This is a genomic window from Aeribacillus sp. FSL K6-1121, assembly GCF_038003725.1.
GTDB classification, from domain to species: Bacteria; Bacillota; Bacilli; order Bacillales; family Aeribacillaceae; genus Aeribacillus; species Aeribacillus composti.
Map to the genome: position 1 here is coordinate 1,721,356 of NZ_JBBOPS010000001.1, position 12,342 is coordinate 1,733,697.

A 12,342-nucleotide genomic window follows, 5' to 3' on the forward strand; every position below is an offset into this window, starting at 1 on the left:
AGTGGAGAGAAACGAATTGTTTTTCTCCACTTGCTTCATTTTAGGGACTTATCGGACAGCCCCTTCCAAAATAAAATCTATATTAACCAAATTATTTAATAAAAAATACTTGACTAGAGGTAAGGAAGGGGGTGTCTAATAAGTCGTTTTTACGGCTTATTGGCGCCCCCATTAATGTTTTAGAAACGTTGATATATCGGTGTTTATGATTTTTTGTTTTCAATGGGGATTTGACTTTCTGGACAGCCCCTTTGTTTTGGCAACTTAATTGTGAAAACGGTGCCTTTTTCGCTGCTCGACACATCGATCGTGCCTTTATGATTTTCAACAATTTTATATGTGATCATTAATCCTAGACCTGTTCCTTTTTCTTTTGTCGTTAAAAAAGGCTCCCCTAATCTTTCTAGCAGCTCTTTCGGTATCCCCTCTCCTTCATCTTTAATTTCAATCACAATGGAAAATTTTTCGGATTTAGTAGAAATTGTCACTGTTCCTCCATTTGGCATTGCTTCAATTGCATTCTTAATGAGATTGATAAAAACTTGCTTCAATTGGTTTTTATCGCAAACAACTTCTTGAATCTCATCAGAAAATTTTTTCTCAATCACAATATTTCTTAATATTGCTTCCGTTTCCAGCAGTGTAACAACTTCGCGTAAAATCGTTTTGACATTTGCTTTTTCAAAAACCGTTTCTTGCGGTTTCGCAAGCATCAGCAATTCACTCAAAATCAATTCAATTCGATTCAGCTCTGAAAAAATAATTTCAAAATATTGATTATCTTTTTCGATTTCACCATGCATCAGCTGTAAAAAACCTTTTATTGCTGTTAACGGATTGCGTATTTCGTGGGCGATACCTGCCGCCAGCTGCCCTGCAACAGAAAGCTTTTCAGAGCGAATCATTAATTCCTCCGCTTGTTTATGTTCAGACAAATCTCGTAAAATGATTTGTACCGCCGGTTCGCCAAAATATGTTGTCGGAATGCAAACCATTTCGGTATGGACAATTTTTTTCGAATATGTATACCAGCTTTGCTTGGTCACGATTGTTTCCGTTCTTCCGTTCGTTATGTCATCTAATTGATCTTTGACATGCTGATGATATTCCGGGTGTAAAAAATGATAGATGCTTTTGCCCAATACGTCCGGATAATCTTGCGCACCGAAAAGCTTGATCCCCGACTCATTCATAAAAACCCATTTATCATTATGAATCACTGCGATTGTATCGATGGAATTTTGAATCAGCCATTGATACTTTTCCCTGCTTTGCTGCAAAATGCTTTGATATATTTTTTTGGATGAAATATCGGTAATGACAAGCAGTTCTGCTTGTTCGCCTTTATATGATATAAGCACGCTCTTCAACTCAACATAGATCTTGTTCCCGTCCAAAGATGTCCAAATTTGTTCTAAAATTCCGCTATCAATTCCTTTGTGAAGATTTTCAATCGTTTCATGGACAGATTCGTGAAACATTTTGTCAATAAATTGGAAAACCATTTTTCCAACAATATCTTCACTGCTAGTCGCCACAAGCAGCTTAACAGCAGCCGTATTAGCATATTGAACTTTCCCTTTTTTTGAAATTATGAGCGGGCACGGAAGCTCGTGCACAAAATCAAGAGCACCGTCAGCACGTATCGGATTTACTTCTTTGGGAACTTCATCTATCTTGTCATCCGCCGAAGTGACAGCAAACTTTAAGACAAATTCTCTTTGATCCTTGTTCAAATGATTGTATATAACATCAACTGACGTTTTCATCCAAATATAGGATCCATTTTTCTGCAAAAAACGGAAGGAACAAGGAAAGATAACATCTCCATGATATAAAAAGCTTTCAAATATATTTATATCTTCTACATGCAAGTATTCTGAAAGATTTGAACCGATTAGTTCTTTTTGTTTATATCCGAGCACTTTCAAACAATTTGAGGAGATGTATTCAAAATAGCCTTCATTAGAAATAACCGAATAAATGATTTCTGTTTGATTGTGCACACCCTTTTGTATTTGTTGACTCATCCCTGGCCCCCCTATTACTACCCTTTCCAGAAAGAAAAAATCTATCTTGTTCATTGACCTGCTACTTTTTGTCCACCTAAAATTTTAATATAGTTTTACAAATTAAACATCTAAAAATGTGTCAATCTTACTATTTAAAATGTTTTTTCGACTTTTTCCACTGCATTTCCTTCCCTATAAAAAATATGTATGTATCAACATTTTAAAAAATACTGGCCAAAAAAGGGCTAGTTTTTTTTGTCTTATGCGGATTTTTCGGTTACTTTGCGGACTTTGCGCTTTCTTTGGATTTAACAACGCACCGGAGGTATGCAAGAGGTGGTATGAGCTTTACCGACTTTGCGGCCATGTACGGTTTTTGCGCTCCCTTCTGGTTTCACACCATTCGGAGATATGCAGATAGGACAAAAGTTTGCGGTTTTTGCGGCGTGTGCGAATTTCGAACAATTTATCGAAAAATCTTTATGCGAATGCGACATCATTCAATTTATATGAATGAGTCAGTCAAGACTTTGTGGGAATTTTTTTGGTTCGCTGAAAATAGATGTAAGTCATAGGTTAGCGAACCATTTTTTTGAATTTCATCCGTAAGCGCTTTCGGACTCTCATCCCTTGCCATGACGGACGAATATGTACACCTTTTTTTACCATCCCTTGAATTCAGACAGGGCATGATAGATCGGTGTCCCGGACGATTGCTGTAAATATGGCACGTTATTCCGCGTGATCTCCGGCCAAAGACGGCGGACGCGTTGTTTCGCCTTGTTCACGATCGTCTGTTTGGTGGATGCCGTCGACGCCGTTTCCTCTGCCGGCTGCGACGATTCTTCTCCTAAACGACGTCCGAAAAGACGAATCCCATCCATCCGGGCAATCATTGCCTTGAAAAACGCCCCGAGTCCCTTGTCTGTCCAACTGCGGCGGTATTTCACCCGATACGCCAGCTGGCTCATCACGCTTTCAGCCCTCCCCATCGGATACATGCCCGTTGTGTCCACTCCTTGCTCCTTCAGCCATTCCCGGTAATCACGGATGCATCCCGGCATCGATTCGATCCGGTGGATCAAGGCAGCCAGCTGTTGTTCTTTCGCTTCGTCCCCCAGCGTGCCGAGGGCGCTGTTCAGTTCCACAAGCAGCTTCTCTTCATCCTGCTTCGCCAGCTTTTGCCGAATCGCCTGCCACCGTGGATGGCCCGAGAGGCATTGGCGCAACTCACGCGCCACGTGGAATCGATCCAATTGGAAGCAGACCCGTCCCTTGAAATACTCCCGGCACGCGGTAATCCATGGAGCGCCGTCCCCGTTGATGACAAGAAGATCCCGACACGGATCATAGGCATATTCGTTCATCAAAAATTCCTCGAAGCCTTCCCACACCTCCCCCTTGCCCTCATGGACGTAATGGCGCTGATTCACGAATTCGATCCGTGAGCCGTTGCGCTTCCACCCTTCGTGAACGGTCAGGATTTTGTCTTCCTTGGCCCGTTTTCCCTTCCCTTGGCGAGAGACAAACAGTCCATCGGCCTCCACAAACAGCACCCGTCCATATCGCTGGTCAACCGGGCAGTGCAGCGGAACTTCAGCCTCGAGCACCAACTGGCGGATCGCCTCATGGCTCATCACCGGATACCCGACCATCTGGGCAAGCGTACAAGCCGCTTTGCGATAGGAAGAGCACTCCACAGCCAATCCCACCGCCGTTTCTTCTAGACAAGGGCTGATTGACTGCGATCCATCAAACGCTAAAAAGGAATCAAGCAAAAACGTGTAACGGTTTTGTTCTCGGTCTAAATAGTAGTTTCGCTCAAAGGTAACTTCGCCAAACAAGGTTTGAATCGTGGTGCGTCGTTTGTCTTTCAAGTGGTACCGGCGCTTGTCCCGGGTTTCCGCCAATTGTCGGTCGATGTCCTCCAACAGAGCCGTAAACAGCTCAGCGAAGGCGTTTTGCAGGGCTCGAAACAAATCAAGTTCGATCTCTTTCCATGTCAACGAATTTGTGGTAAGATGTTGTTGAATATTCATGGGACTCTCTCCTCCTGTTTGTGGTGTGGTCAATGAACATCTTACCAGGGAGAGAGTCCTTTTTTCATGTTTCCTGCTTGGGATCCTACCGCGCTTTGCTTGGTGGCCCCGATGAGGGGGATTGCGAACCTACGTTCCCAACCCCCTCATCGGGGAATTCTAAGAATTTCTCCCACAAACATTTTACTCACACTATATGAATGGTTTTCGATAACTAATAGAAAAGCCATCGCTCGTTAAAAAGCAACGGCCCTTCTATATAATTTATTTTTTTATTGCTCGTCATCATTTGATTTTGCATTGGAATTTCCGGCGTATTCTTTCTGTAAATCGATGTATGCTTTTACAATATCTCTCGCTATACGTTTATTCACATCTTCGCTTCCGGTTCTTTTTGTCCAAGGGACGACAACACTGAAAGCAACCTGCGGATCTTTGGCAGGATAATAGCCGATAAATGTTAAATTATAAACGTCTGTCCCCCAGTATTGGCGCTTCGTACCATAATAAGTCGTTTCCGCTGTTCCGGTTTTGCCCGCAACATTTAATCCATGTAACTGAGCGTAAGCTGTTCCGCGTCGAGTATTCGTCACTAGATAAAAGCCTTGTTGGACGCGTTGAATATCCTCTTCCGTATTGTTTATTCGGTTTAACACTTTTACCGGCATTTCTTGAGCAATCGGTCCGAGCCCATCGTCAGTCGGTTCAAGAATTTCTGTTACAAGCCGCGGCTTGACACGGTACCCGCCATTTGCAATCGTTGAAACATATTGGGCCATTTGCAGCGGTGTGTACGTATCAAACTGACCAATGGCAAGGTCAAGCAATTTCCCTCTGTCAGTTCCAGGATCAGATTGCTGCCCTGCGGACTCCTGCGGGAGATCAATCCCTGTCGGAACCCCTAAACCAAATTGGGCATAGTAATTCCGCATCTTTTGAAAATCTTCGTCTTTAGCTGGAAAACTTCTTCCCGGATAATATTGTATACCAGCAATTTTCATAGCGATATGGAACATATAAACGTTTGAACTTCTTTGCAACGCTGTTAGGTCAGATACAGCCCCCATATTTTGATAAGAAGATTTTTCCGGAGTCCCTTTTAAACGAATTGGTGCGTCATAAAAGACGGTTCCGTGTCTAAGACCAAATTGATATCCTGCTAAAACTGTCGCACCTTTAACGGTAGAACCCATTTCATATTGCGTCCCAAATGCACCGTAATCAAAGTTCAACATCTCTCCTGAATCGTACATTCGTCCGACCATCGCCAAAACGTCTCCTTTATACGGATCCATCATGACAACGAAAGCGCGGTCAACTAAATAATTTCCACGTCCTCTTGCTGCTTTGATCTGCTGATCAACAATTTTTTCAATTCTTTTTTGCAGTTCGATATCGATGGAAAGTTTTAAATCGAATCCTCTTCTGCCGTCATCAATTTCCTTTTGGGAAATCGTATTTCCATCTTTATCAGATATATATTGAACTTTTGCTTTTCTTGGGTTTAGATAATCCTCATATTGCTGCTCCAAATAGCTTTTTCCAACTCGTTCATTTCGGGCATAGCCTCGAGCTACAAAAAATGATTTATTGTCTTCTGGTATCCCTTCTTTTGGAGATGAGATTTTCCCTAAAATCGTTTTAAATACGTCATCATAAGGGTACACCCTTTCCCAATCTGTGATGACATCGACACCCGGAAGATTTTCCAGCTGTTCCGCAACCCTTGAAACTTCTTCTTGGCTTAAGTTCGTTGCGACAATCTGCGGCTCATACGCATATCCGGATGAAAATTTCGTATATAGAGCGGCAAGCTCCAATTCTTTTGGATCCTTCTCGATTTTTTTAATTTCTTCTTCCGGAACCCGTTCAACCTGAAGTGGATATGTTTCCTTAGGTTCTAATTTTTTCTCTTTTTCCGTCAATAAGTTTTCTGCCTTTTTTGGATTTTTGGCTATCCAATAATCCCGCAAATCTCTTTCTCTTAGAAAAGATGTGTCGAGATCAATCAGCTGTGCTAATTTTTTTGCTGTTTCCAGCTTGTCTTTCGTTTTGGTCGTCTTCTCCACCGTATAGGTCACAGCAGGAACATTTTTGTTGTCTACAACGATTCTCCCGTTTCGGTCAAACATTTTTCCTCTTGGTGCAGGATATTGCGCAACATTCACTTCTGTCCGGCTGACTTCTTTCGCATATTCTTCACCCTGAACAATTTGAACGATGCCAAGGCGGACGACAAGTGCGGCAAATAAAAGAAAAACGATAAAAAAGAAAAAATTGATACGAAAAATTCTCGCTTTCCTTTGCCGTTTTGTCTCAGAAGGAGTTGTTTCCGCTTCTTTTTTCACGAAGGAATCTTCCTTTCTTTTCTAATATAAATCATGTTTCAGTCGACTCATGAACTTGTAAATATATTGTAACATACATTACAAAGTTTTGTTTTCTATACAGATTGTCAACCCCTAATTCTTATCAATTTATAGACATTTTGCTTAATTTTGTCACTTCTTGAAGGAAGTATATCATATATTCCCTCGGTTGGAACCCTATAATTTCAACAATTACATGATAATGTTTATAAACTTAAAATCTATTATTTGTCAATGGAAGGAATAGACAAAAATATGACAAAAAACGCATGTTATGATAGTTTCGTAAATTACATGAACAAATTTCAAGGAGGTAGAAAACGCATGAAGAAATCTATTATTGCTTCTATTGCAGCAGCTGCCGCCATTTTCACTGCAGGCGCCGGCACAAATGCCAATGCAGCTGAAATTCAAAACCAACCAGTTCAAATCAAAAGCTACGTACAAACTTTCGGACCTTATCATATAAACGAAGATCAATTGAAACAGCTCATTCAATCAGCTGATTCAAAAGAATTGCAAAATCTATTAAACAACTGTTTACAAAATCCAAGCATAGAAGCAAATAATGCTATAAAAGAAGCAATTAAAAGAAACACAAACCAGCCTGCGAACAAGCAAGCTGTGAAAAAACCAGCCCAAACTACTCAAAAAACAACTCAGCCAGCACCATCTGCCAATGACAAAGCAACCAACAACCAAACACCAAAACAATCACAAACCGCTTCATCCGTAAATGCATTTGAGAAAAAAGTAGTTGAACTAACAAATGCCGAGCGGCAAAAACAAGGTTTAAAGCCTCTTGTTTTAGATGAAGCTTTAAGCAAGGTAGCTCGTGAAAAATCGTTAGATATGCAAAGAAACAAATATTTTTCCCACACAAGCCCGACTTACGGATCTCCGTTTGACATGATGAAAAAGTTCGGCATTTCCTTCAGAACAGCAGGGGAAAATATTGCAATGGGGCAGCGTACTCCTGAAGAAGTTGTTAATGCTTGGATGAACAGCTCTGGCCACAGACAAAACATTTTAAATCCTAACTTTACTCATATCGGCGTTGGTTACGTAGAAAATGGAAATTACTGGACACAAATGTTTATTGGAAAATAATAGATCGGACAGTTCACTCATTTCAACTGTTCAAAAAGTGTGGGGGATATGCCCCACACTTTTTTTGAAAATTAATTGCTGAGAAAAAGAAGAAGCTGACTAAAATTGTGTGACTTAAAAGAATGATGTGCGTTTTTATTTTTTCCACAGCTTATATAATGCATGTATTCCGCTATTTTCTTCTCCCATTTCAGCCAGTTTTTCATACAAGCTTCTCGCAAGCTCAAGCCCTGGTACGTCTAATTCCATTCTTCTTGCTTCCTCTAAAGCAATGTCCATATCTTTTATAAAGTGCTTGACATAAAATCCAGGCTCAAATTGATTCGAAAGCATTCTCGGCGCATAGTTCGACAAAGACCAGCTTCCAGCAGCTCCGGAGGAAATGCTTTTCAACACCTTATCTGGATCCAGCCCCGCCCGAACAGCGTAGGCAAGCGATTCACAAACACTAATGATGCCGGCAGCAATCGCAATTTGGTTGCACATTTTTGTATGCTGCCCCGCACCGGCTTTTCCTTGATAAACAATATTTTTTCCCATTTTCTCAAAAATTTCAAAACATTCATCGAACGTCTCTTGATCTCCTCCGACCATAATCGATAGCGTTCCATTTTTTGCGCCGACATCTCCTCCTGAAACAGGTGCATCTAAAAAGGAAATGCCTTTTTCCTTTGATTTTTCGTATATTTTTTCGGCAAGCGATGGTTTTGTCGTTGTCATGTCAATACATATAGCTCCTGGATAGGCATTGGCTAAAATTCCATTTTCACTAAAATAAACTTCTTCAACATCTTTCGGGAAACCAACCATCGTGATAATAACATTCGCATCTTTTGCGAGATCTTTGATCGATTCTTTCCAAACAGCACCTTGATTGATCAAATCTTCGGCCTTTTCTTTCGTCCGGGTATAAACCGTAAGCGGATAACCCGCTTCAAGCAAATGACGTGCCATGCTTTTTCCCATTACTCCAAGCCCAATAAAACCGATTGTTTTTTTTGACATATTGTTCACCCTTTCCCCATTTCAGTGTATACGGCTTAGTAATGAAACTGTTCTGCTATGAAACGCTTGCATTTTCAGCTTTCAGTGCACACCCGATTAAATGGACTTTACTAAACCGCCGTCAATCAAAAAGGTTTGTCCAGTCATATATGTATTCAAGTCAGACAGAAGAAACAGCACATAGTTCGCAAATTCATTCGGTTCTCCGTAGCGGTTGAGAGGAATCGCTTCCAAATATTTGTTCTTGATCTCTTCTTTAGGAATACCGAGCTTCGCTGCATTCCATTCTTCCAATTGATCAATCCGTTCTGTTGCAATTCTGCCGGGTGATGCCGTGTTAATTAAAATATTGTACTTTGCAAATTCTGTTGCTAACGTTTTCGTCAGCCCCACAATTCCTAAGCGAAACGTGTTGGATAAAATTAAACCCGGGATCGGCTCCTTCACGGAAGAAGAAGCAATATTTACGATTTTCCCTCCTCTTTGTTTCATATGCGGAAGAACCTCGCGAATGGTACGGATATAGCTGAGCAAGTTTAATTCAAAAGCATTTTGCCAATCTTCATCAGTCATTTGCTCAAATCCTCCTGCAGGGGGACCGCCAGCGTTGTTCACGAGTAAATCAATTTTGCCAAACTCTTTTATTGTCTGATTAACTAGCCTGCTAATTTCCTCTTTTGAAGTAATGTCTGTTTTAATAAAGGCTGCTTTTCCTTTTCCAAGCGCATTTAATTGATTTGCCACGTCTATTAGCTTTTCTTCATTTCGGCTTGTGATCATCACGTCGGCTCCTTCTTCCACAAGCCTTGTTGCAATCGCTTTACCTAATCCTTGACTTGATGCCAAAACAAGTGCTGTTTTACCTTTGAAACCGAAATCCATTGACATTCCATCCTTTCACCTTTTCTTTCATCTTATCATGATCTTATCAAAATGTGGGAACTTTCGTTTTACTCCCATTCTGAATTTTTAAACGGCATAGAGCTTCTTTTGTTTGCTCAACACTGTCAAAGGCGGCTTGCGAAGGTGCGTTTAAGCTTGTCTTCTTTCACGCAGTAGTATGTCCAAAATTCAAATCTCAAAGGGAGCTGCAAACCCATGCTTTTTCTTGACATCAACTGTTATGGTTTTCTTACCTGCCTGCTCATCTAGGTGAATTGCATCAAATCAATAATGAAGAAGGAGCTGTCCAGAAAGTCAAATCCCTATTGAAAACAAAAAATCATAAACACCGATATATCAACGTTTCTAAAACATTAATGGGGGCGTCAATAAGCCGTAAAAACGACTTATTAGACACCCCCTGCATATTTTTTATAACTTAAAGCGTTCTACTAAGCCTTTTAAGCGGTTGCTTTCTTCGCTTAACGATTCCGCTTTTTCCGCAACCTTTGAGAATGCTTTGACTTGCTCGTTCGTTGTTGCACTGACTTCTTCCGCAGAGGCAGCTAGCTGCTGGGTTACTGCAGAAATATTTTCAATCGATTCGACGACTGTTTCTTTTTGCTCATTCATCCGATTGATCGCATTTAATGTTGATTTAATGGCATTAAGCAAATCTTCCATTTTAATTGCAATTTCATGAAACGCATTGCCTGTCACTTGAACAGCTTTGTTTTGTTCTTCATGAATTTTCTTCGAACGACTCATTGCATCGTAGGCATTTTTCGTTTCAATTTGGATTCCTTCAATCATATTTTTAATGTTTTCTGTCGCTTTTGCCGATTGTTCAGCAAGGTTTCTTACTTCCTCAGCGACAACTGCAAATCCTTTACCTGATTCACCTGCTCTTGCTGCTTCAATACTTGCATTTAAAGCGAGCAAGTTCGTCTGATCTGAAATTTTGGAAATGGTCGACACGATATCAGAAATTTTTTCAACTCGATCTACAAGATTTTGTAGTACGGATTGGACCATCTCAGATTCTTTGTCAGCCTCATTTGATTTTATTTGAAGCTCATTTAGCTTTTCTAAACCATTATAGCTGGCATTTTGTGATTCGTAAGATAAATTTTCGACATTTTTTACATCATTGTTTACTTTTTGAATACAATCTTCTAATTGTTTGATTTGTCCGTTTATAATTTCCGTACTGTTTGCCTGCTCACCTGAGCCTTTTGCAATTTCCTCAATTGCAACGGAAATTTCCTCACTTGACGCAGTAGCTTCTTCCGAAACCACGTTTAATGTTTGAGCAGATTGCTGCAGCTCCTTCACGGATCCGTCCAGATCGAGGAGAATTTGTCGGATGTTATCGGTCATCTTCGTAAAGCTATTAGCCAATTTCCCGATTTCATCTTTATTTTTCACTGTTAATGTTCCGGATAAATCCCCTTCAGCCATTTTGTCGGCGTTTTTAGCCAAAAGCAAAATCGGCTTTGAAATGCTTCTCGAAACAAAACTAGTGATGAAAAATGCCACAATCAATGCAGCAATAATAATGGAAACGTTAATGCTCCGGATTGTGCGGGCTGTTTGCTCCAGATTTGCATCCGAATAGACTACACCGATTTTCCAATTTAGTTCCGTGATCGTTTCAAAAATAATGGTTGAATCTTTTCCATTTTCTTTTATAGAAGCTATACCACGTTTTTGGTTTTTAATCACTGCCATAAGACCGTTGTTTTTATATAAATTTTTTCCGGTCATTTTCGGATGAGCGATGGCAACTCCATTTCTATCAAGCAGGAATGTATACCCTCCAAAGCCAGCTTCCACTTGCTTAACAAATTCATTAAACGTTGTTAAATTAATATCAATTCCAATAACGCCAAGCAACACCCCATCCTTTGTAATGGCCTTTGAGGCGGTAACAACATATTCTCCTTTTTCCCCATCACGATAAGGCTCTGACCACGAAACAAAGTTTGGACTTGTTACAGCGCTTTTATACCAAGGTCGTGAATTGATTATCAAATCTTCCTTTAAGTTTAACTCAGGTTCTGCAGCAACAAGAGTCTTAGTGTTGGCTACATAGACAGACCGGACCAATTGATTAGCGCTTAAAAATGATTGAAACGTTTCCTTTACGGACTGTAAAGATTGATCGTCATTTTTTTCAAGCAGCTGTGCGATTTCCGGTTCATTGCTGAAAAGCAGCAAAATTCTTTCATATTCCTGCATCTGTAAAAGCAGGTTCTTTTTCGCTTGCTTAACAATCGATTGCCCCGTATGAAACGCATCTGATTTAATGTTCTTTTGAACAAAATAATCAGACGTGAAAAAAACAACCAAAAGTGAAAAAATTAACAATATGGTGATGAGCGCTGTCAATTTCCACTGAAGCTTTTTAAACATTTGTTCCATCTCCTACATAAATCTTTATTTAATAAAAATAATTAAGAAAACTTATACGTTTTCTAATGTATATATCGGCAATCTGATTTATCTTTTTACAAAATGAAACTAATTATCTTTTTCATATTTCCAATTGGCTTTGTTTTTGGGAGCGATCTTGCATAAAAAAAGCATAGGCTGCATGTGTTTCTTCTAAAAAAAGATACAGCCGTAGCGGTGCCGGCTGTGAAAAAGAAAAAAAGTTTTAGCAAATTGGAGGAAAGTAACAAGAAGAGATTCGGATATCGAGGGCTTCAAATTTTTGCATTTGCAAACTTATCCTAATTTATATCGTGATACCCCGTCGTTTTAGTTGCTCAAACTACAAAAAGCTTTTTATGAACTGCAGCTGCTGTGTTTTGCTTTCTATCGTTTGTATCAAATTAGCTATACGCTCGCTGCAAATCATTTTTATATTTTGATGGACTTTATCGGGATAATAAAGCGGATGTAAAAATCAAAAAATGCTGA

At 40.1% G+C, this 12,342-nt stretch carries 7 protein-coding genes; 1 reads left to right on the forward strand and 6 read right to left on the reverse strand.

Translation table 11 applies throughout. The features are described from left to right. Positions 1 to 203: 203 nt before the first annotated feature. The 3 genes from NSQ61_RS08435 to NSQ61_RS08445 form a co-directional block, all read right to left on the reverse strand. Positions 204 to 2,030 (reverse strand): PAS domain S-box protein, encoded by a 1,827-nt coding sequence (locus NSQ61_RS08435; RefSeq protein ID WP_340806727.1) that lies wholly within the window; start codon positions 2,028 to 2,030, stop codon positions 204 to 206. Positions 2,031 to 2,674: 644 nt separating this feature from the next. Continuing rightward, positions 2,675 to 4,051, reverse strand: coding sequence for an ISLre2 family transposase (locus NSQ61_RS08440; protein WP_340806573.1), 1,377 nt, complete (start codon positions 4,049 to 4,051; stop codon positions 2,675 to 2,677). 272 nt (positions 4,052 to 4,323) lie between these two features. Further along, a complete protein-coding gene (locus NSQ61_RS08445; RefSeq protein WP_066247970.1) occupies positions 4,324 to 6,399 on the reverse strand; it encodes a peptidoglycan D,D-transpeptidase FtsI family protein in 2,076 nt (691 codons plus the stop codon). Positions 6,400 to 6,744: 345 nt separating this feature from the next. Here NSQ61_RS08445 and NSQ61_RS08450 point away from each other — a divergent pair, with 345 nt between their 5' ends. Beyond that, a complete protein-coding gene (locus NSQ61_RS08450; RefSeq protein WP_066247968.1) occupies positions 6,745 to 7,530 on the forward strand; it encodes a CAP domain-containing protein in 786 nt (261 codons plus the stop codon). A 135-nt stretch (positions 7,531 to 7,665) separates the two neighbouring features. On the opposite strand, the gene NSQ61_RS08455 is transcribed toward NSQ61_RS08450, so the two are convergent. From NSQ61_RS08455 to NSQ61_RS08465, 3 genes are all read right to left on the reverse strand, one after another. Beyond that, positions 7,666 to 8,535 carry an NAD(P)-dependent oxidoreductase gene (locus tag NSQ61_RS08455; RefSeq protein WP_063389334.1) on the reverse strand — a complete coding sequence of 290 codons (870 nt, stop codon included), beginning with the start codon at positions 8,533 to 8,535 and terminating at the stop codon, positions 7,666 to 7,668. 96 nt (positions 8,536 to 8,631) lie between these two features. Next, a complete protein-coding gene (locus tag NSQ61_RS08460) occupies positions 8,632 to 9,417 on the reverse strand; it encodes an SDR family oxidoreductase (protein ID WP_340806729.1) in 786 nt (261 codons plus the stop codon). A gap of 432 nt (positions 9,418 to 9,849) precedes the next feature. Next, positions 9,850 to 11,832 (reverse strand): methyl-accepting chemotaxis protein, encoded by a 1,983-nt coding sequence (locus tag NSQ61_RS08465; protein ID WP_340806732.1) that lies wholly within the window; start codon positions 11,830 to 11,832, stop codon positions 9,850 to 9,852. Between the last annotated feature and the right edge of the window lie 510 nt (positions 11,833 to 12,342).

What these genes read in the sequence shown, in the direction of transcription:
- NSQ61_RS08435 (WP_340806727.1), bottom strand. Translation starts at nt 2,030, where the DNA reads ATGAGTCAACAAATACAAAAGGGTGTGCACAATCAAACAGAAATCATT.
- NSQ61_RS08440 (WP_340806573.1), bottom strand. Translation starts at nt 4,051, where the DNA reads ATGAATATTCAACAACATCTTACCACAAATTCGTTGACATGGAAAGAG.
- NSQ61_RS08450 (WP_066247968.1), top strand. Translation starts at nt 6,745, where the DNA reads ATGAAGAAATCTATTATTGCTTCTATTGCAGCAGCTGCCGCCATTTTC.
- NSQ61_RS08455 (WP_063389334.1), bottom strand. Translation starts at nt 8,535, where the DNA reads ATGTCAAAAAAAACAATCGGTTTTATTGGGCTTGGAGTAATGGGAAAA.
- NSQ61_RS08460 (WP_340806729.1), bottom strand. Translation starts at nt 9,417, where the DNA reads ATGGATTTCGGTTTCAAAGGTAAAACAGCACTTGTTTTGGCATCAAGT.
- NSQ61_RS08465 (WP_340806732.1), bottom strand. Translation starts at nt 11,832, where the DNA reads ATGTTTAAAAAGCTTCAGTGGAAATTGACAGCGCTCATCACCATATTG.